Annotated in this window: 17 protein-coding genes; 13 read left to right on the forward strand and 4 right to left on the reverse strand. The window is 67.5% G+C overall.

Annotated elements, in window-relative coordinates:
• Positions 1–34 precede the first annotated feature (34 nt).
• The 8 genes from ACIBCN_RS35160 to ACIBCN_RS35195 all read left to right on the forward strand — a co-directional run bounded on the left by ACIBCN_RS35160 (position 35) and on the right by ACIBCN_RS35195 (position 10,566).
• On the forward strand, positions 35–841 hold the full coding sequence (locus tag ACIBCN_RS35160; RefSeq protein WP_396996069.1) for a glutamate racemase: 807 nt from the start codon (positions 35–37) through the stop codon (positions 839–841).
• Positions 842–908: 67 nt separating this feature from the next.
• A complete protein-coding gene (locus ACIBCN_RS35165; RefSeq protein WP_396996070.1) occupies positions 909–1,856 on the forward strand; it encodes a winged helix-turn-helix transcriptional regulator in 948 nt (315 codons plus the stop codon).
• A 78-nt stretch (positions 1,857–1,934) separates the two neighbouring features.
• Positions 1,935–3,395 carry a carotenoid oxygenase family protein gene (locus ACIBCN_RS35170; protein ID WP_396996072.1) on the forward strand — a complete coding sequence of 487 codons (1,461 nt, stop codon included), beginning with the start codon at positions 1,935–1,937 and terminating at the stop codon, positions 3,393–3,395.
• A complete protein-coding gene (locus ACIBCN_RS35175) occupies positions 3,392–4,381 on the forward strand; it encodes an LLM class F420-dependent oxidoreductase (RefSeq protein ID WP_396996074.1) in 990 nt (329 codons plus the stop codon). Before ACIBCN_RS35170 ends, ACIBCN_RS35175 begins: the two co-directional genes overlap by 4 nt.
• A complete protein-coding gene (locus ACIBCN_RS35180; protein ID WP_396996075.1) occupies positions 4,374–5,570 on the forward strand; it encodes a thiolase family protein in 1,197 nt (398 codons plus the stop codon). The genes ACIBCN_RS35175 and ACIBCN_RS35180 overlap by 8 nt, the downstream gene beginning before the upstream one ends.
• 9 nt (positions 5,571–5,579) lie before the next feature.
• Positions 5,580–7,322, forward strand: a complete 1,743-nt coding sequence (locus tag ACIBCN_RS35185; RefSeq protein ID WP_396996077.1) for a class I adenylate-forming enzyme family protein — start codon at positions 5,580–5,582, stop codon at positions 7,320–7,322.
• Positions 7,323–7,374: 52 nt separating this feature from the next.
• Entirely contained in the window at positions 7,375–8,613 is a 1,239-nt protein-coding gene (locus ACIBCN_RS35190) for an acetyl-CoA acetyltransferase (RefSeq protein ID WP_396996078.1), read from the forward strand.
• Between the two features lie 297 nt (positions 8,614–8,910).
• Positions 8,911–10,566 carry a hypothetical protein gene (locus tag ACIBCN_RS35195; RefSeq protein ID WP_396996079.1) on the forward strand — a complete coding sequence of 552 codons (1,656 nt, stop codon included), beginning with the start codon at positions 8,911–8,913 and terminating at the stop codon, positions 10,564–10,566.
• A gap of 71 nt (positions 10,567–10,637) precedes the next feature.
• On the opposite strand, the gene ACIBCN_RS35200 is transcribed toward ACIBCN_RS35195, so the two are convergent.
• Positions 10,638–11,552, reverse strand: coding sequence for a MerR family transcriptional regulator (locus ACIBCN_RS35200; RefSeq protein WP_396996081.1), 915 nt, complete (start codon positions 11,550–11,552; stop codon positions 10,638–10,640).
• A 67-nt stretch (positions 11,553–11,619) separates the two neighbouring features.
• On the opposite strand from ACIBCN_RS35200, the gene ACIBCN_RS35205 reads away from it, so the two are divergent.
• Positions 11,620–12,285 carry a maleylpyruvate isomerase family mycothiol-dependent enzyme gene (locus ACIBCN_RS35205; RefSeq protein WP_396996082.1) on the forward strand — a complete coding sequence of 222 codons (666 nt, stop codon included), beginning with the start codon at positions 11,620–11,622 and terminating at the stop codon, positions 12,283–12,285.
• 40 nt (positions 12,286–12,325) lie between these two features.
• On the opposite strand, the gene ACIBCN_RS35210 is transcribed toward ACIBCN_RS35205, so the two are convergent.
• The 3 genes from ACIBCN_RS35210 to ACIBCN_RS35220 form a co-directional block, all read right to left on the reverse strand.
• Positions 12,326–13,219 (reverse strand): class I SAM-dependent methyltransferase, encoded by an 894-nt coding sequence (locus ACIBCN_RS35210; protein WP_396996083.1) that lies wholly within the window; start codon positions 13,217–13,219, stop codon positions 12,326–12,328.
• Positions 13,220–13,381: 162 nt separating this feature from the next.
• The gene (locus ACIBCN_RS35215; RefSeq protein WP_396996085.1) at positions 13,382–13,852 is read right to left on the reverse strand and encodes a GAF domain-containing protein; all 471 of its coding nucleotides are present in this window, start codon (positions 13,850–13,852) and stop codon (positions 13,382–13,384) included.
• Between the two features lie 103 nt (positions 13,853–13,955).
• Positions 13,956–14,660: a GntR family transcriptional regulator gene (locus ACIBCN_RS35220; protein ID WP_396996087.1), complete on the reverse strand. Its 705-nt coding sequence runs from the start codon at positions 14,658–14,660 to the stop codon at positions 13,956–13,958.
• 157 nt (positions 14,661–14,817) lie between these two features.
• On the opposite strand from ACIBCN_RS35220, the gene ACIBCN_RS35225 reads away from it, so the two are divergent.
• The 4 genes from ACIBCN_RS35225 (at position 14,818) to ACIBCN_RS35240 (ending at position 19,202) form a co-directional block, all read left to right on the forward strand.
• A complete protein-coding gene (locus ACIBCN_RS35225) occupies positions 14,818–16,095 on the forward strand; it encodes an MFS transporter (protein WP_396996089.1) in 1,278 nt (425 codons plus the stop codon).
• Between the two features lie 10 nt (positions 16,096–16,105).
• Positions 16,106–16,765 carry an allophanate hydrolase subunit 1 gene (locus ACIBCN_RS35230; protein WP_396996091.1) on the forward strand — a complete coding sequence of 220 codons (660 nt, stop codon included), beginning with the start codon at positions 16,106–16,108 and terminating at the stop codon, positions 16,763–16,765.
• Entirely contained in the window at positions 16,762–17,649 is an 888-nt protein-coding gene (locus tag ACIBCN_RS35235; RefSeq protein WP_396996092.1) for a biotin-dependent carboxyltransferase family protein, read from the forward strand. The genes ACIBCN_RS35230 and ACIBCN_RS35235 overlap by 4 nt, the downstream gene beginning before the upstream one ends.
• 317 nt (positions 17,650–17,966) lie before the next feature.
• Positions 17,967–19,202, forward strand: coding sequence for a lipase family protein (locus tag ACIBCN_RS35240; RefSeq protein WP_396996093.1), 1,236 nt, complete (start codon positions 17,967–17,969; stop codon positions 19,200–19,202).
• Positions 19,203–19,780: the final 578 nt, after the last annotated feature.

Genomic DNA, 19,780 nt, shown 5'->3' on the forward strand with positions numbered 1-19,780 from the left:
CGACCGCGCGGCGACCACCGGGCATGATCTGCGGGTGACCTCTTTACGGCAACCTATCGCGGTCTTCGACGCGGGCCTCGGCAGTTATTCGGCGGTGGAACTGTTGCATCGGCGCCTGCCCGACCGCGACATCGTGTACCTCGCCGACCGGGCCAGCTTCCCGTACGGCGCGAAGGATCGGACCGAGTTGCTGACGGTGGTCGACCGCGCGGTGCGGTTCCTCGCCGAATTCGAGCCGAGCGCGATCCTGTTGGCGTCCAACGCCCCTTCGGTGACCATCCTCGACGATCTGCGCAGCCCGGTCCCGATATTCGGGGTGCGGCCACCGGTGACGGAAGCGCTGGCGGTGGCCGACGAGGTGGCGGTCCTCGGTGTGCGCTCGCTGGTGGAAAGTGTTGAGCTGGTTGAATTTCTGCGCGCGGCAGCGGGTCCGGCGCAAACCCGGGTGCACGCGGTCAACGCCTCGGCGCTGGTGGAACTGGTGGAGAGTGGCGACTTCCTGTTCCGTCGCGAGCACACCGCGACGGTGATCAGCGAATTCCTGAACACTTTGCTCGCGGCACACCCCGGCATCGACGCGGTGACGCTGTCCAGCACGCATTTGCCTTGGCTGCGTGACTATTTCGAGCGCGCGCGGCCCGAGCTGCGGCTGTTCGACCCTATCGAGGGCGTGGTCGATCGAATCCGTCCGCTGTCGGCGCCGGGCAGCGGCACCGTACTCGGCCTGGTCACCGAGAACGAGCGCTATCCCGCGAGCGAGTTCCGGGAGATGCTCACCCGCCTCGAGATAGACCTGGAACTGGAGTCCGTCGTTATCCCTCGAGCGACGGAACGCAAGTGAACGAGCCATTCAACTACAGTTAATGAAGTGCAACTAGGCGACGACGAATCGGGAGGTGTGCGCGCGGATGACAAATGAGCCGATCGACTCGGGACAACCCGCCCAGCATCCCGTCACGGCCACCTTCGACCTGCTCGGCGACCGCCTGACGCTCACCATCCTGCGACACGCGTTCGTCAACCACACCCGCCGGTTCAACCAGTGGATCGAACGCACCGGCGCCCCACCCGCCGTACTCACCGCCCGACTCGCCGCGCTGGTCGACGCGGGCGTCTTCGTCCGTACCCCGCAGGCGGCGGCCCCGGACCGCTTCGACTATCTGCTCACCGATCTCGGCATGGCCACCTGGGAGATCCTCGTCTCCGTCTGGAGCTGGCAGCGCGAGTGGACTGCCGAGGGCGCGCTGCACCCCGACCTGGTGCACGACGCGTGCGGCCATCGCGGCCCGCCGGTGCTGATGTGCCGGGGCTGCGGCCGCACGGTGACCCCGCGCGACACCGATGTCGACCTCGGCGACGATGCGTTGTGGCGCTTCGCCTCCAGCGGCAGGCGCCGCGCCCGCGCGCCCGTCGCCGCCCGAACCGACATGCGGTTCGACGAGGTCATGGAGGCGATCGGCGACCGCTGGAGCGCCACCGTGACCGGCCTCGCCTTGGCAGGCGTGCGAAAGTTCAGCGCGTTCCGCACGGCGATGAACATGTCGCCCACCACCTTGACCGAGCGACTGTCCCGCCTCTGCGACGCTCAGATCCTGCGCCGATCCGGCGATGGCGCCGGACGCGAATATCGGCTGACCCCACGCGGTCGCGCACTGTTCGCGATCTACGCGTTCCTGCTCTCCTGGTCCGCGCTCGCGCATCCCGGCGCACCCGAACCGGGCCTGCGCATCCGGCATCGCGAATGCGGCGCCGACCTGGCACCCGCGCTGCGCTGCCGCGGCTGCGACGCCAGACTCGAGCGCGCCGACGTCCGCTTCGAACCGGTTCCGCAAGCAGTCCTGGACCGCCTCGCCTGAGTCGCCGACCAGCACCTCTTGACACTCTTCATTGAGACGCGTATCACTTCAATAACTGTAGTGAAGGGTAGGCAACTCGTGACGCTCAACGAAGAACTCATCGCGCCGGCCGCGCAAGCGCTGACCAATCCGTATCTGGAGGGCATGTACGCGCCGACCCCCGACGAGATCACCGCGACCGACCTCGCCGTCCTGCACGGCGAACTCCCCGCCGACCTCGACGGCGTCTACGTCCGCAACGGCCCCAACCCCCACTTCGCGCCGATCGGCCGCTACCACTGGTTCGACGGCGACGGCATGTTGCACGCGGTGCACTTCGAGAACGGCAAGGCCACCTACCGCAACCGCTACATCCGCACTGCCGAGTTCGAGGCCGAGCGTGCCGCCGGAACCGCGTTGTGGCGCGGCGTGATCGAGCCGTGGGACGACAACCCGCCGGGCGATCGCCGGGAGCGCAACTCCGCCAACACCGACGTCGTCTTCCATCACGGCAACCTGCTGTCGCTGTGGTACCGCGCGGGCAAACCCTATGCGCTGGACCCGATCAGCCTGGAGACCCGCGGCGTCGACACCTTCGGCGGCACACTGCCCGGCGAGATCTCCGCGCACGCCAAGGTCGACGAGCGCACCGAGGAGTTCATCTTCTTCGATTACGGCATCCACGCGCCCTACCTGCGCTACGGCATCGCCGATCCGTCTGGCACGGTCACCCATTACACCGGTCTCGAGCTGCCGGGCCCGCGGTTGCCGCACGACATGGCGATCACCGAGAACTACTCGATCCTGATGGATCTGCCGCTGTACAACGACCCGAGGGCCGCCGCGGCGGGCCGATTCAAGCTGTTCTTCGACCGCACCCTGCCGAGCCGTTTCGCGGTGCTGCCCCGGCGCGGCGACGGCACCCAGGTGCGCTGGTTCGAGGCCGCGCCCGGCTACATCTATCACACCGTCAACTCGTGGGAAGACGGCGACGAGATCGTCATGGTGGTCTGCCGCGTGTCCAAGCCGAGCCCGGTGTCGGATCGCGCGAACCCGCTTGCCCAGCTGCTGGCCTACCTGCGCCCCGAGGCGAAGCTGCACAAGTACCGCTTCAACTTGCGCACCGGCGCCACCCTCGAAGAGGCCATGGACGACGTCAACACCGAATTCCCGGCCATCGATCAGGGCAGCACCGGCCAGCGCGGCCGCTGGTCCTATCAAATGCGGCTATCGGTCGACAGCACAATGCTTTTCGACGCCGTGATCAAGTACGACCTGCGCACCGGCGCCAAGCAAACCCAGCCGTTCGGCGACGGCTTCTTCGGCAGCGAGCTCACCGTGGTCCCGCGACCGGACGCGCGCGACGAGGACGACGCCTGGCTCACCATGTTCGCGTTCAACAGCCACACCCAGCTGTCGGAGGTCTGGATCTACGACGCCGCCGACCTCGCCACCGGGCCGGTGTGCCGCCTCGGCCTGCCGACCAGGGTGCCCCTCGGCTTCCACGCCACCTGGGTCAGCGGTGCGCGGATGCGCGCGGCGGCACAGTCGGCCGAGTGAGCGGCGACGACCGCCAACTGAGCGTGAGCCTGCCGTACTGGCAGGACCGCGCTCCGTTGGACGCCCTTGCCGTCGCCGAGGCGGCGGAGAAGCTGGGCTATCACCGCCTGTGGATCGGCGAGATGGCGACCTTCGACGCCTTCGCGCTTGCCGCCGCGATCGGGCTGGCTCCCGGCCGGATTCCGCTGTGCCTCGGTCCGTTCGCGGTCGATGTCCGCAGCCCCGCCACCATCGCCATGGGTGTTGCGAGCGTCGCGGCACTCACCGGCCGATCGGTCGATGTCGCCATCGGCAGCTCGAGCACGGTAGTCGTCAGCGGCTGGCACGGCCGCGAAAGACGCCGCACCGCAGTGCATCTAGAAGACTCGGCGCGCATCTTGCGTGGGTTGCTCGCGGGCGACAAGGTCGATTACGCGGGGGAGGTGGAGCGCACCAAGGGCTACCGGCTCCGCCTCGCGCCACCGCGCTCGCCGATCACGGTGGCCGCCTTCGGCTCGCGTGCCTTGGCGGCAGCGGCTCGTACCGCCGACCGTGTGGTGCTGAATCTGGTCACTCCAGAACAGGTTTCGCGTTGCGCCGAGGTGGTGCGCGAGGCGGCGGCGACGGCGGGCCTGCCGAGTCCCGCAATCTCGGTGTGGGTCACCGCCGCCGCGGATCCGACACCCGACATTCTCGCGACTGTCCGCCGCGGCGTCGTGGGCTATCTGCGTGCACCTGGCTACGACGCCATGTTCGAGGAGGCGGGCTTCGGCGAGGTCGTGCGTCTCGCGCACAGCGGTGCGCATCCGCGCGACATCCTGGCAGCCGTGCCCGACGAATTACCGGCGGCCGTAGGCATGTTCGGCGACGACGCCACCCTGATCCGCCGACTCGACGCATACCGCAGCGCGGGCGCCGACGAAATCGTCGTCGTCCCTGCCACTTCGGCCGAGGACCCGGCGGGACATCACACGCTCGAGACCCTCGCGAGGATCGACCATGACTGACGCGTTACCCGACGCCTACCTCTACGACGCGATCCGACTACCCCGCGCACGTGTCCGCAAAGCAGGCGGCACGCTCGCCGAGCTGCCACCCTACGAGCTGTTCGGACAGTTGCTCGTCGCGCTCGAAAGCCGCTCGCTCAGTGTGGATTCCGTCGACGACATCCTGGTCGGCAGCAACACGACGGTGGGAGAGCAGGGCGGAAACCTGGCACGTGTGGCGGCGCTGTGGGCGGGCTGGCCGGACCGGGTGCCCGGTGGTGTGGTGTCACGATTGTGCTGCTCCGGGCTCGACGCGGTCGAGAGTGCGGCGGCCCGGGTCGCCGCTGGCTTCGCCGACGTGATCGTCGCGGGCGGGGTCGAGTCGATGTCCCGGGTGCCGATGCTGTCGGATCGACCAGCCATCGCGACGGACGCCGACCTCGGCGAACGCACCGGGTTCGTGACGATCGGAGTATCCGCCGATCTCACCGCCGCCGCCTACGACATCACCCGAGCCGAACTCGACGCCTACGCCGTGCAATCGCACCAGCGAGCAACCGCCGCACCGAGTTCCGACTCCGTGGTACCGGTCCGCAAGGGCGGCACCGTGCTGCTCGACGCCGACGAGGGCGCCCGCCCCGACGCGAATACCGAGGCCTTCGCCGCACTACCCGCCCTGTTCGGCGACGATCCCGCATGGGAGCGGGTGGCCCGTCGCCTGCCAGGCTCACCGCACCCGGCGGCCGGTCTGCACACGATCGCGACCGCACCACAGCTCGCCGACGGCGCCTCGGCCGTAGTCGTCGGAAACCTGCACGCCGCAGCGGCACTCGGCCGCCCGCCGATCGCCAGGATCATCGGCACCGCACAGACCGCGGTGCGCTCACCACTGCTGACCGCACCGGCCGCCGCGGCGCGGCTCGCGCTCACCCGCGCCGGTATCACCGCCGCGGGCCTGGACGTGGTGGAAGCCAACGAATCCTTCGCTGTCACACCGATTCTGCTGGCCAGGGACCTCGGCCTCGACCCGGCGCTGGTCAATCCGACCGGCGGCGCCCTCGCGGTCGGACATCCGCTCGGTGCGACCGGCGGCAACCTCATCGTCCAAGCGCTCGACGCACTTACGCGCACGGGCGGCGAACACGCGCTGGTCACCATTCCCGCGGCCCTCGGGCTGGGCGCCGCGGTAGTGCTGCGGCGTCTGAATTGAAGGAACACCATGGCCGAGTCGCCCGTCACCGCAGCCGCACGCACTGATTCCGCCGTCTCGATACCCACCTGCCACCCTGCGGACCGGGTGCGTGAGTATCTCGATCGTGGCTGGTGGCAGCCGGATACGCTGCCGGAGCTCTTGCAACGCCGAGTCGACACGGCACCGGACGCGCCCGCCGTCACCGACCCCGCCAACCTCGCCGCGTTGACCGGAGCGCAGCCACAGACCCTGTCCTGGCGCGAACTCGACGAGCGCTGTACCGATCTCGCGGCGGCGCTGTACCGCAACGGCATTCGGCAGGGCGATGCCGTCGCGGTCCTGCTGCCGAACTCGATCGCGTTGACCGCCACCTACTTCGCGCTGTGGCGGCTCGGCGCGGTCGCGACACCCATGCCCGCCTCGTACCGCCGCCACGAGCTGTCCGGCATCGTCGCCGCGGCCGACGCGACGGCGATCATCACCACCGGCGAGCTGTCGGGGCGCGAACTCGCCTGCGAGGCACTTGAAGTGGCTGCGGGCTCGCGCACCGTCTTCGCATTCGGCCCCGCAGTGCCGGATAACGCGATCGCACTGGACGAGCCGGTCGATGCCGCCGACCGGGAGCGCCTGCGCTGCTACGTTGGCGGACTGACGGTTTCGGTGAACGACCGCGTCACCATCTGCTGGACCAGCGGAACCGAGGCCGCGCCCAAGGGCATCCCACGCTGCCACGGCGACTGGCTCGCCATGGCCTGGGGCGTGCAGGACGGACTACACCTCACCCCGGAGTCGGTGCTGCTCAACCCCTTTCCCATGGTCAACATGGCGGGCTTCGCGGCGTCGTTCCTGCCGTGGTTGATCACCGGCGGACACCTGGTGCAGCACCAACCGCTCGACCTGCCGGTGTTCCTCGGACAGATCGCGCGACACCGGGTGACGCACACCAGCATGCCACCCGCGCTGCTGACGATGCTGCTGCACAACGAGGCATTGCGCGCCTCGGCCGACCTGTCCTCGCTGCAACGCGTCGGTTCCGGCGGTGCGCCGTTGCCGCCCAGCGTGGTTCGCGGCTGGCAGGACGACCTCGGCATCGAGGTGCTCAACTTCTTCGGGTCCAACGAGGGCGTTTCGCTGCTCGGCGCACCCGTCGACTTTCCCGATCCGGTCATCCGAGCGCAATACCTGCCGCGCTACGGCGCGCCGGGCGTTCGCTGGGCCACCCGGCTGGCCGAGAGCACCCGGGTCAAGCTCGTCGACGTGCGCACCGGCGCACCGGTCACCGAAGTCGGTGGCATCGGCGAACTCCGGCTCGCGGGCCCGGCCGTGTTCGGCGGCTATCTGCCCGGCACCGCGACCGAACCGTTCGATGCGGACGGGTTCCTGTGTAGCGGAGACGTATTCGAGCTGTGCGGTGAGGACGGCCGGTATCTGCGGTTCGTCGACCGGATCAAGGAGATCATCATCCGCGGCGGCATGAACATCGCCCCCGCCGAGATCGAGGGGTTGCTCGCGGACGCCCCCGGCGTCGCCGAGGTGGCGGTGGTCGGCTATCCCGATCCGGTGCTCGGCGAGAAGTGTTGCGCCTTCGTCGTTCCCGAGCCCGGCGCGACGGTAACGCTGGACGGCCTGGTCGAGCACCTGCGCGCTCGCGAGGTGGCGTCGTTCAAATTGCCGGAACGACTGGAGATCGTCGACGCGTTGCCCCGCAACCCGGTCGGCAAGCTGCTGCGCCGCGAGCTGCGCTCGACGCTCATCGAGGACCCGGTTTAACCGGATTTCACAGCGCCGCATTGCTGTCTATCACCGACATACAGGAGTTTTCATGTCCACCAGCACTATTCACCTACTAGGCGGCAGCCAAACCGATTTCGCCGTCAACTGGCACCGCGACGGCAAGGGATTCGACGCGCTCGTCGGCGCGGTGATCGAGGCGACCCTCGCCGCGACCGACATCGAGGCCACCGAGATCGGCGTGATCCACGTCGGTAACGCGTTCGGCCAGTTGTTCACCGGGCAGGGTCAACTCGGCGGCATGCCCGCCACGGTCATCCCGGAGCTGTGGGGCGTCCCGGCGAGCAGGCACGAAGCCGCCTGCGCCTCCGGCAGTATGGCGCTGCTCGCCGCGATGGCCGACCTGGAATCGGGTCGCTACGACTGCGCGCTGGTGATCGGTGCGGAGCTGGAGAAGACCGTCCCCGGCGACGAGGCCGCGGGATATCTCGGTGCCGCCGCCTGGGTCGGGCACGAGGCGCGGGACACGAAGTTCGTGTGGCCCACCATGTTCGCCGAACTCGCCGACGAATACGACCGGCGCTACGGGCTCGACGACACCCATCTGCGCGCGATCAGCGAACTCAACATCGCCAACGCACGCGCCAACCCGCTTGCGCAGACCAGGGATTGGACGTTCACCCCGGACAGTTTCGGCACCGACGACACGGCGAACCCGCCGGTGGCCGGTCGCCTGCGCCGTCAGGATTGCAGTCAGATGACCGACGGCGCCGCCGCCGTGATCGTGGTGTCGGATCGATTCTTGGCGCGGCGCACCGACTTACGGCCCGGCGAGCGCGCCGAGGTCAGTGGCTGGGGTCATCGCACCGCGGGCCTGCCGTTGGCGAGCAAGCTCCGCGTCGCCGCCGACGATCCGTATGTGTTTCCGCACGTGCGCCAGACGGTGCTCGACGCGCTGGGCCGGGCCGGGTTGCCCGATATCGACGCGGTCGACGGCATCGAGGTACACGACTGTTTTTCCATGTCCGAGTACATGGCGATAGATCATCTCGGCATCACCGGTCCCGGCGAAAGCTGGAAAGCCGTGGCGGGCGGCGATATAGCGCGTGACGGCCGATTGCCGGTCAACCCCGGCGGCGGATTGATCGGTGGTGGTCATCCTGTTGGTGCGACTGGTGTACGAATGGTACTCGATGCCTACAAACAGGTCACCGGGAAAGCAGGAGCGTACCAAGTGCCGGACGCGCACCGGTTCGCCACCCTCAACATCGGCGGGAGCGCCACGACCGCAGCGAGTTTCATCGTGCAGAGTCCGGCGAAACGGGCATAGTGAAGTCGTGCCGTTCCTGATCTCGCCGTATTCGCCGACGGTGCAAGGACACTCGGCGTCGAGTGACCGGCGCCGCACAGCGTCCTTCCAGCGTCCTCGGCTATCGATCGTCGGCAACTCCGCGGTTGCGGATCGTCGTGCCTGTTCTATGATCATCCAGGAAACGCGGTCGCGGCACGCCGCATTCTCCCGGCAAATCGACGGTTTTCGCTGGCAACGGTGCGTCGACGGCGAATGCGATGTAGCCTTCCCACGCGTGATCACTTGTCTGCCATCGAATCTCCTCTTGGAGCCGAAATGACCATCCAACATCCCATTGAGGACGAGGTCACACAGCTGGCACGGCGGGTCGAGAAGGCCCGTGGCCGGCTGGCATACCAATTCGATCCCGCGTTGACCGAAGCGCTCTCCGAGGATGAGCTGCTGGCCGAACGCGAGCTCGCCGAGAAGATTCGCGGGCAAGACCGTGGTCAACGCTGGAAAGAGGCTCAAGCCGCGGCAGGAGCGGCCGACCGCGCCAGGCAGACCACCGAAGCGATCGAGAAGGCCGACATGCGAGATCTCCTGGTGGCCCGCAAGGCAATTGCCGCACAGCGCCGCGAGTCGAGCCCGCATGCCAAACTGGCCTCCCTATATCGGCACCGCGCCTGGTCACTGCGCGCACTGGCCGGTGTCGTCGCGGCGGGCATGCTGTGGTCCGCGGTGAACGTCCAGCACAACATCGCGCCGGGCGGGCCGGGTGACCCGCTGTACTGGTTCAGCTACCTGCTGGAAGGGATGATCAGCGTCTGCCTGATCATCATCATGATCGGCACCAACAAGGTGGCCGAGTGGGGTGTCGTAGACAACCGCAAGCAGGTGGTCGCCGCGGAGGTCGCCCTGCTCGGACTGACCGTCACCCTGAACACCTATCCGTACCTGCGCGCTGAGCACTGGTACGACGCCGCCGTGCACGCCGTCGCGCCGGTGATGATCGGCGTCTCGCTGCTCATCCACGACGCCGCCAGCGCGCGCTACGGCCTCGCTATCCACCGCGCCACCGACCAGGTCCGGGATCTGCCCGACCCGGCCGAGCAGATCCGCCGCACGCTGCCCACGCTCGCCAGCTACCGGATGCGACGTCCGGCCGCGGAGATGCTGGCGGCCAACTCGTTCGCCGAATTGACCGTCGAGGCTGAACCGGACCCGCTCGCGGAATTGAACGCGGCACCGGTGGGCGTCGTCGATCCGGAGATCGAAGACGCACCGACCGTGCTGCTCGCCGACGAGGATGACACGACACCCGAGACCGCACCGACCCGGTCCGCCTTCCGCTCGGCGGCCCCGGCGCCCTCGGCGAAAGTCGTGGCCGCGGCGACCCTCGGCAGCGACCTCACCGACAGCACGATCGAGACCCGGTCCGTGCCGAAGTCCGAAAATGGCACCGCCTTCCGTGCTGCCAAGCCGATCCAGGCCGACGAGCCGGTCGTGCCGAGCAAGTCGACCGCTCCGGTGAACGGCGAAAAGCGCAACGGGGTCGACAGTAAGCCGATCACCCCGGCGAACGGCGCCAGCGTGCCGACCAAGTCCGCCACCAAGCCGGTCGTTGCGGCGGCCCCGAAGCCGACCACGCCGACCAAGATCGCCGCGCAGCAGCCCGCCCCGGCCAAGCCGAGCAAGCCTGCCGTACCCGCCCCGGACAAGGTCACCGCGGCATCGGCGGACCGCCCGTCCGCGACCGCCGCCGCGAGCGCCACGACCGCCGCCATCAAGCGGCAGCCCGCCCCGGCCGACGAAAAGGCAGGCACCGCAACCGATGCCAAGGAAACTCCGGCCACCCCGGAAATCCACGACACCGGCCAGTTCCGCATCGCCGAGATCCTCGAACAGGAACTCGCCGAACTGCAGGCAGCTCGCCGCCGCGCCCGGACCAGCCGCAAGACGTCCACCCCCGCGGCAGGTCGCGACCGCTGATCGGCCCGGACAAACTCGATAAAGTCTGTAGCCGCTTCGTGTTTGCCCGGATCATCGGGCCGGGAGCGGCTTCAGACTGTCTGGCGCAGCGCGTCGAGCAGCCAATAGTGGACGGCCCCCACGGTGGTCTCCGTGCCGGTGATATCGGCGGTCAGCCGCCAGAAGCGTTGCAGCCGCGGATCGGTATCTGTCGTACCGGTGCTGAGTAGCGCGCGCCGGAATCGGGGCGTGTCTCGTTCCTGCCTGGCCGCCGCGTGCGCATCCACGTACCGGTCGAGTTCGGGTCCGGGGTGCGGGATTTCGTGGGCGGCGACGAGCGGGGCCGCGATCTCGAACGCGTCGGCGACCGACGTCACGAACTGCAGGCGATCGCTGATCCGATCCCCGTCTGATCGCCAAATCTGCTGTGTCATAGCTTTTTTCACGCGCGGATCGGTGGTGAGGGTGGTGAGCTCGGCGTAGGCGACGACCTGAGCGGGGGCAGGCTCGCTCGGCAGCGGCGGCACGTTCATGTCGATGAACGAATCGAACTCCTCCCGCGGCAGCGGAACCAGGATGGGCCGCCAGAACGCGACGACGCTATCGATCACCGCGCCCCGGTCGTGCACGGCGGCAAGCAGTTCCAGGCGTCCGGCCCGCTCGTCGGGCGGCGCGCTCTCGATGGCGTACAGCGCCGCGCGCCGCCACCGCAGCGCCTCGAGTTCGGCGTCGAGCGCGACGCGTTCGGCCGCGGCCGCCTCGCTGATCGTCTCGCTACCATCCAGCACCCGCACGATCGCGGAAAGCGGCACACCCATGGCCCGCAATCGGCGTACCAGCAGCAGCCGGTCGGTCGCGGCGGCGTCGAACACCCGATGGCCGCCGCCGGTCCGGTGGTACGCCAGAATCCCGCTGTCGCAGTAGAACCGAATGGTCCGAACGGGCACGCCGGTCCGCCGGGCCAGCTCGCCGATGCTCACCACATCGTGAAGTGTGTCCTCGGTCACAGTAGCTTGCACCTCCACTCGGGTGGAGTTCTTACGCTAATGGAACTTCGAGAGAGAGGGTCGAGCTATGAAAGACATCGAATCCATGACGACCGAGCAGATCTGGCGCGCGGTCGCCGCCGAGCGACAGCGCATGGCCGACCTGCTCGCGGACCGGCCCGAGTCCGACTGGGACCACGAATCCCTCTGCGCGGACTGGCGCGTCCGCGATGTGGTCGCGCATGTGGTGCTGTGCACGCGCGCGAACCTCGGCTGGATACTGGTCAACCTGCTCCGCGCCCGCGGCAGCGTGCACGGGGCGTTGCGGGACACCGCCATTCGGCACGCCGACAGCGTCAGCACTCGGCAGCTGCACTCGGAGCTGCGCGCCAGCGTGCCCTCGCGATTCTTCCCGATCGGCACGGTCCCCACCGACCGGCTGCTCGACATGCTCGTGCACGTCCAAGACATCGCGATACCGCTCGGCCTCGCCGGTGAGATGCCGTCCGTGCCTGCGCGATCGGCACTGGATCGGGTATGGGCGACCGGCGACCGGTTCGGCATCGACGAACGGTTGTCGAGCTATCGCCTGGTGGCCACCGACATTGAGTGGTCGGCTGGTGACGGCCTGCTCGTCGAGGGGACCGCGGGCGCGTTGCTCTTGCTCGCGACGGGCCGCACCGCGGCGGCGTCGCGGCTGACCGGCCCCGGCGCCATCACACTCGCCGCCACCCTGATTGCGAACCAAGCATGACCCTGGGGCCGCCACAGTCGGCGGCCCGGGAGGTGGGCGATCAGGAGGGCTTGGCGGCGCTCAAATACTTGATGCTGTTGAACATCTCGGCGAACGGCTCGAGGACGGCGGAGAGCGGCCGGTCGTAACGCTCGGCCAGTTCCTCGGGCGCCACGGTGGTCGTGGTCCAGCCTTGATTCGTCAGCCACTCGGCCGGATCCGTGCGATCGTCGGTGTAGAACAGGCTGGTGATGTCGATCTTTCCGAAGGGCGTGTCGCGCAGTTGCTCGGCCTGGAAGTCGCCGAGCTGCGCGAGGTCGACCTCGGGGTCGAGTGCGTCGCTGGCCAGCCTGCTGCCGGGCGCGGAGAGCTGATCTATCCGGGCGAACAGCGCGTCCTGCGCGGCGCCTGGCAGATACGGGAGCAGACCCTCGGCCGACCACACCGTGGGGACGCTCGGATCGAAGCCCTCCTCGATGAGCGCGGCGGGCCAGTTCTCCCGCAGGTCGACGGCCACCTCCCTGCGGTCGGCCTTGGGTGTGGCATCCGCGTCGGCGAGTACCTGCCGCTTGAATTCCAGCACCTTGGGCTGGTCGATCTCGTAGACGACCATGCCCTGCGGCCAGTCCAGGCGATAGGCGCGGGCATCGAGCCCGGCGGCCAGAATCACCGCTTGCCGCACGCCGTCCTCGGCCGCGGTGCGGAAGAGGTTGTCGAAGAACTTGCTGCGAAGTCCCATGAATCCGGTGCCGAGCGGGCTCTGCGCCCACAGCTCTCGATCGTTGATCAATTGCATCGTGTCCGGATCGCCGGCCGCCGCGACGAACAACTCGGCGAATTCGTCGTGGACCAGGGCATCGGGCTGCTTCGATTCGACCGCTCGCGCGGCCGCGACGAACAGCGCGGTCATCCCGACGCTGCTGACGATGTCCCAGGTATCACCTTCAGTACGCATGGTGCTCTCCTCGAAGTCTTTGAATGACCTGTGCGACAAGCAGTCCCGGTAGAGAAGCACGCGAACCGCTTGCCGACGTGGCAATTACGCTGCTGTCGGAAGGGGTAGAGCGGTAACCGAATTGATCCTACGACTTGGTGCTGAACCCTGCAGAACGCCCGGTCAGGGGTGCGGCTCGGCGGCAAGGGCGTCTTCGGCCGCCGCGCGCAGCTCAGCGAGCCGGGCCCGCTCCTCGGGCGTGTAGTCGCGCGCCTGGTCGTCGAGTACGCAGACGGTACCGTAGACGCTGCCGTCCGGATTGTGCACCGCCAACCCGAGGTAGTTGACCAGTCCGAATTCCACCTCGTCCGCGTTGCCCGCGAAGGCCGGATCGGCACGCGAATCACGCACGAACAGTTCGGTGTCGTTGTCGACGACCCGCTCGCAGTACAGCTCCTGCGCGTCCGCGAAGGGCGCGCCCTTCTTGCCCTCGGCGCCCACCGTGTAGTGCGCCTCGGCCGCGCCGGCCGTCGCCTCGACCGCCATGTGGGTCGGTGTAGATCGCATGACCAAGACCGATTGCACCCCGAGCTCGGCCGCGGTCTGTTCGAGCAACGATTCGATCGGCCGGAACCGCGCACTGCTGTCGGACATGACGACCTCTCTCACACGAGACAACCGGGAACAAGCCGTCCCACTCTCCTCGGCGGCCCGTTCGGCCGCCAGGATTGCGCTCACCCTGCGACAAACGCCGGAGTCAGGCGACGATGTGGGTGTACGCGCCGCGGATATGGGACTCGGCGTCGGTGAGGTAGTCGGCAAGCATCTGCTCCGCCGCCGCGACTTGCCCGCCGGTCATCGCCTGGTAGATCTCGTGGTTACGGGCCAGATACGGCTCGTGGAACGTCAACGGATCGGCCATCACGTGGAAGACCAGCCGCAACTCGTTCCACACGCTCGCCATCATCTGATCCAGTCGCCTGCTGCGGTTGAGCGCGGCGATCGCCTTGTGAAAGTCGATGTCGGCCGTCCCGACGCCGGTCCAATCCTGTTCCGCCGCACAGGCGTCCGCACGCGCCAAGGCGGCGGCGAGCTCGATCGGTTCCTGATCGCTGTCGAACCCGCGCACCGCGGCGCCCTCGACGACCCGCCGGCACTGGTAGAGCTCCGCGACATCGTCGGAGGTGGGGATGCGCACGAACGCGCCACGATTGAGCTCGTGGTTGACCAGGCGTTCCTCGATCAACGAGCGGAACGCCTCCCGCAGCGTGTTGCGCGAAACCCCGAGCGCCGCACAGATATCCGGCTCGGATAAGCGCTGCCCCGGCCGCAGCGACCCGTCCAGGATGCTCGCGCGCACGATGTCGGCGGTCTGCGAACTGCGACTGGACCGGGCGAGCAGGCCCTTGTGTTCGGAAAGAGCCGTGTAGACGGGATCGGGCCGATCTACCGGTGTCGTCATCCAAACCTCCGCGGACCAGTGGCTCTTCCATTCGAGCATAACCCAGAGATCGACTGGCCAGCCGACGATCCAACTTTAGGATTGCAGAATCGTTCTACGATCCGTACTCTGCTGTGACGTACGTCGCTCTCCTGAGCTCGAGCATTGTGAGGCATCCATGAGCCTTTCCACAGACCTCGCGGTGGATCCCGCCGAGAAGTCACAACCCTTCGACTGGTTCCGCACCCTCAGCGCCAAAGGCAAGAAGGCCTTCCTGGGCGCGTTCGGCGGATATGGCTTGGATGCCTACGATTTCCAGGTTCTACCGCTGGCGCTCGGCGCCATTTCGTCCTACTTCGTGATCAGCTCGGGCAAGGCCGGCCTGCTCACCACGGTGACGCTGCTGGTGTCCGCGCTGGGCGGCGCGCTGGCGGGTGTGCTCGCCGACAAGATCGGGCGGGTACGCACCCTCCAGCTCACCGTCGCCACCTACACCCTGTTCACGGTGCTGTGCGGCTTCGCGCCCAACTTCGAGACGCTGCTGATCTTCCGGGCCTTCCAGGGGCTCGGCTTCGGCGGTGAATGGGCGGCGGGCGCGATCCTGGTCGCCGAATACGCGCAGACCAAATATCGCGGCCGGACGGTGGCCTATGTGCAGAGCGCGTGGGCGGTCGGCTGGGGCTTGGCGGTCTTGGTCTACACGTTGGTCTTCCAGTTCGTCAGTGAAGACCTGGCCTGGCGGGTGCTGTTCTGGACCGGTGCGCTGCCCGCGTTGCTGATCATCTGGGTGCGCCGCAACCTGACCGACTCCGAAACCGTCACCCAGCGCCGCGAATCGGCAGGCAAGCGAGCGGGATCGTTCGCGGCGATCTTCCGGGGGGACCTCGTTCGGACGACGCTGTTCGCCTCGGTACTCGCGACGGGCGTGCAAGGCGGCTACTACACCCTCGCCACGTGGCTGCCGACCTATTTGAAGAAGAGTCGCCACCTGAATGTCGTTGGTACCGGCGGTTATCTGTTCATGCTGATCGGCGGCGCGTTCCTCGGATACGTCACCGGCGGCATCCTCGCCGACCGGATCGGCCGCAAACGCACCATCCAACTCTTCGCCGTGCTGTCGGTCGCCTTCATGGTCGCCTACATCCAGGTTCCGGAGGGCGCGAACACCATGGTGCTGATCCTCGGCTTCCCGCTCGGCTTCTGTACCGCAGCCATCTTTTCCAGCTTCGGCTCGTTCCTTTCCGAGCTGTACCCGACCGCGTCCCGCGGTACCGGGCAGGGCTTCACCTACAACTTCGGTCGCGGCGTCGGCGCGATATTCCCCACCGTGGTCGGGTTTTTGGCCTCCACCACGCTGGGTCTGGCCGGTGCCATGATGTTCGGCGCCTTCGGTTATGTCCTCGCCGTGATCGCGCTGTTCGGCCTGCCGGAGACCCGCGGCCGCGAATTAGCCTGAAGGAGTGTCGATGTCCGCGATCACCGTGCCGAAAGCACCGCTTCGGATACTGCCCGCGGGGGACCGGTCGGTGCTCGTCGCGCCCGACGAGCACGCCGACCTGGTCGCGTTCATCGACCTGCTGCGGCGCGAATTGCCCGTAGGCGTGCACGATGTGCTGCCCGCCGCGCAGACGATCTTGGTCACCATGACCGACACCGCGGACGCTCGTGCCGTCGAAGAGCAACTGCGGCAACTGTTTCGGAGTACCCAGGGAGCCGAACCAGCCGAGCTGGAACCGGACGCGGTGCGCACCATCCCGGTCTGCTACGACGGACCGGACCTGGAAAGTGTTGCGGCACAGTTGGGTATCTCGGTGCGTGACCTGATCACCGCGCACACTCGGACGGTGTGGCGATGCTCGTTCATCGGATTCGCGCCGGGCTTCGGCTATCTGGAGTCCACCGGCTCCGGGTTGGCCGTGCCGCGCCGAACGCAGTCGCGGACCTCGGTGCCCGCGGGCTCGGTGGCCTTGGCCGACGGGTACAGCGCCGTCTATCCTCGGCGTTCGCCCGGCGGTTGGCAGCTCATCGGCACCACCGACGTCCGGATGTGGGACCTCGACCGTGCCGAGCCGTCGCTGCTGCGCCCGGGCACCATGGTCCGGTTCACCGAGGAGGCGAGGCAATGAGTTCGACAAGTCGTGCCGTGTTGCGGGTCCTCGACGCGGGTCCGTTGAGCACCATCCAGGACCTCGGCAGGCCGGGCTGGTTCTCGGTCGGCGTCGGCGTTTCCGGTGCGGCCGATCGGGGTTCGCTGAAGCTGGCGAATCGACTGGTCGGCAATCCCGAGGACGCCGCGGGCATCGAAACCTTGCTCGGCGGACTGGAACTCGTGGCCGAGGCGCCGGTGCTGCTCGCGGTGACCGGTGCCGACGCACCCCTCACCGTGGATGGTGTCACCGAAGCCAACGCGTCGGTCCTCGCCTTGCGCACCGGGCAGCGGCTGCGGCTCGGCATGGCCGCCGCCGGGCTGCGCGCGTATGTCGGCGTGCGTGGCGGCATCGTCGTCGACGAGGTCCTCGGCTCCCGCAGCCGGGACACCCTCGCCGGACTCGGGCCCGAGCCACTGACCGAGGGGATGACGCTCGGCGCGGGCGCGGCGGACGGCTACCCGTGGCCGAATGTCGCTGTGGCGCCCGTGCCTTCGATGAATTCGGGTGTCGTCACCGTCCGGGTGTTGCTCGGGCCGCGAGAGGACTGGTTCACCGATCCGCGATCGCTGTTCACCGGCACCTGGGCGATGACCGATCGGGCCGATCGGGTCGGCGTGCGGTTGGCCCGCGTCGGTGACGAGGCGCCGCTGTGCCGGATCAACGACAAGGAGCTGCCGACCGAGGGCATGCCGCTCGGCGCGATCCAGGTGCAACCGAGCGGCGAACCGGTGGTGTTCCTTGCCGATCACCCCATTACCGGCGGTTACCCGGTGATCGGGACCGTGGTCACCGCCGATGTCGACCTGCTCGCGCAGTTGCGGCCGGGCCAGCACCTGCGGTTTCGCCCGGCATCGTCCTGACAACACCGGGTGGTTCGACTGAGAATTCGCCTGCCCGCCGGTTTATGCAGTGTGCACAGTGGTAGCGGGCAAACCCTGGGCGGTTGCGTAGTGACACATCCGCGAACCGTGGTGTGGACTGAGACCTCTTTCGGTCCGTCGGGCGCTCGATGGTGTCCCGGTTGGCGGTCGCCCGCAACGGCGGCCTCTGGCTCCGATGTCGTCTTTGCCTGAGAGGTACCCCGGTAGTGATCCGTGTTTGTCGTGCCACATTCGCAGTAGGTTTCACGCTCGCTGTTTCGCTCGCGGTCGCCGGAACGGCCACCGCCGGATCGGAGGTGCCCGACACCGGCCAGGGGGGAACCCCACCCGCCTGGCCGGTGCGGCCCGATGAGAACCAGCTCCCGCCGCTGCCTCGCGAAACCGATATCTACTCGGTCATTCCTGTTCCGATGCCCAAGGACGACCGCTGGTTCGACGATCCGGCCGATCTGGACCGCTACGCCAACGGCGACGTGATCCGCAAGCGCGTGGTGACCAGCTATCTCCTCGGGGTGCCGTGGCCACCGGTGCACACCGAGCAGATCCTGTATCGCAGCACCGACAGTCGGGACCAGCCGATCGTCACCGCGACGACGGTAATGATCCCGGGTATTCCCTGGCTTGGTCCGAGTCCGCGCCCGGTCATCTCCTATCAGGAGGCGATCGATGGCCTTGATCCGGCGTGCAACCCCTCGCACACCGTGCGCGCGGGAACCATGAAGGAAACCCAATTGCTCTTGCAGTTCCTCGGTGAGGGCATGGCGGTGTCGGTCCCCGACTTCAACGGCAAGACCAACACGACGCTCGCGCCGAGCGAGGGCCGGATGGTGCTCGACGGTGTCCGCGCGGCCCGGCGCGCCGGTCTGGGCTTGGCCGATGCGCCGGTCGGCCTGTGGGGGTACTCCGGCGGCGGCAGCGCCACCGGTTGGGCGGCCGAACTGCACCGCGGCTACGCCCCCGAACTACCGATCAAGGGCAGCGCGCAGGGCGGCGTGCCCGGCGACAAACACGCGATGACGATGTTCGCCATGGACGCGGGCCCCGGTATCGCCGGACAAGCCGACTTCGTCGGCTGGATCTGGCTGATCGGATTGTCCAGGGAATACCCGGATCTGCTGCCCCTCGACAAATTCCTCACCGCGGACGGCATGACGCTGGTCGGCGACATCGAACACCGCTGCCTCTACACCGCCGCCGCCACGGGTGCGTGGCGGCCACTGAAGAATTACCTGAAGGACAAGCAGGCGTTCCTCGACCCGGACATCCAAACCGCCTTGCACCGAGACAGTCTCGGCTACGGCGACACCCCGGACATCCCCGTTGCCATGTGGCACTCCAGCACCGACCCGATCATCCCGATCGCGGCCATCGAGCCCGTCGTGCAGCGCTATTGCGCCGCGGGCGCGAATCTTCGCTTCTTCAGAGTTCCAGCAACCGAACACATTTCGGCGGAGCTGGTCGGCTATGAACCGTCGCTGCTATGGCTGACCGCCGTCCTGGCCGGCGCCGATCCCGGACCCACCACCTGCTGAGCGCAGAGCCCGAACCATTTCGTTTACGGTTGTCTCAGCGGCCTGAAAATCCGACGGTCGCATTCACCTCGAAGCTTCGCTATCGCGTTCAGTGCTCCAATGTGGGGCGCGGATTCGGTCGTACACGGACGTTCGGATCAGTTGCGACAGCGACTGACGGGCGTGTTCCCAGACTGCCACTATTTTTGTATACAATGGGAACCCTCCTGCGATCAAAAATTCGATATCTCCGTTAACCAGGAATTCGCGCGCGCTGATCATGAAAATATAAGACCCGCCGGTTTCAATGATTTCCCGGTCAGCTATGCAGAACGTGCCGTGACTCCATCTCGATTCGAAATGGTTACGGACGACTTCCAGTGCATCGTCACAAGTAATTGTCACGTTGGATCCTATCGTGCGATTGTTATGGAAACTAAACCTATTTCTCTAATGAACTCGCTGGTGGGGGTCGGTAAATCATCGAGTCTGACCGGAGTGCACGATGTCTCTGACTCGGGCAACAGCTTCCGCTCTAGCTCGCGCGAAATCCGAGAGGGCTGCGATTACTGCGGTGATTGTGGATGGACCATTTTCAT

It is taken from the genome of Nocardia sp. NPDC051052, assembly GCF_044456045.1.
In the GTDB taxonomy this organism is placed as follows: domain Bacteria; phylum Actinomycetota; class Actinomycetes; order Mycobacteriales; family Mycobacteriaceae; genus Nocardia.

What these genes read in the sequence shown, in the direction of transcription:
- ACIBCN_RS35165 (WP_396996070.1), top strand. Translation starts at nt 909, where the DNA reads ATGACAAATGAGCCGATCGACTCGGGACAACCCGCCCAGCATCCCGTC.
- ACIBCN_RS35180 (WP_396996075.1), top strand. Translation starts at nt 4,374, where the DNA reads ATGACTGACGCGTTACCCGACGCCTACCTCTACGACGCGATCCGACTA.
- ACIBCN_RS35185 (WP_396996077.1), top strand. Translation starts at nt 5,580, where the DNA reads ATGGCCGAGTCGCCCGTCACCGCAGCCGCACGCACTGATTCCGCCGTC.
- ACIBCN_RS35190 (WP_396996078.1), top strand. Translation starts at nt 7,375, where the DNA reads ATGTCCACCAGCACTATTCACCTACTAGGCGGCAGCCAAACCGATTTC.
- ACIBCN_RS35195 (WP_396996079.1), top strand. Translation starts at nt 8,911, where the DNA reads ATGACCATCCAACATCCCATTGAGGACGAGGTCACACAGCTGGCACGG.
- ACIBCN_RS35205 (WP_396996082.1), top strand. Translation starts at nt 11,620, where the DNA reads ATGAAAGACATCGAATCCATGACGACCGAGCAGATCTGGCGCGCGGTC.
- ACIBCN_RS35210 (WP_396996083.1), bottom strand. Translation starts at nt 13,219, where the DNA reads ATGCGTACTGAAGGTGATACCTGGGACATCGTCAGCAGCGTCGGGATG.
- ACIBCN_RS35215 (WP_396996085.1), bottom strand. Translation starts at nt 13,852, where the DNA reads ATGTCCGACAGCAGTGCGCGGTTCCGGCCGATCGAATCGTTGCTCGAA.
- ACIBCN_RS35220 (WP_396996087.1), bottom strand. Translation starts at nt 14,660, where the DNA reads ATGACGACACCGGTAGATCGGCCCGATCCCGTCTACACGGCTCTTTCC.
- ACIBCN_RS35225 (WP_396996089.1), top strand. Translation starts at nt 14,818, where the DNA reads ATGAGCCTTTCCACAGACCTCGCGGTGGATCCCGCCGAGAAGTCACAA.
- ACIBCN_RS35230 (WP_396996091.1), top strand. Translation starts at nt 16,106, where the DNA reads ATGTCCGCGATCACCGTGCCGAAAGCACCGCTTCGGATACTGCCCGCG.
- ACIBCN_RS35235 (WP_396996092.1), top strand. Translation starts at nt 16,762, where the DNA reads ATGAGTTCGACAAGTCGTGCCGTGTTGCGGGTCCTCGACGCGGGTCCG.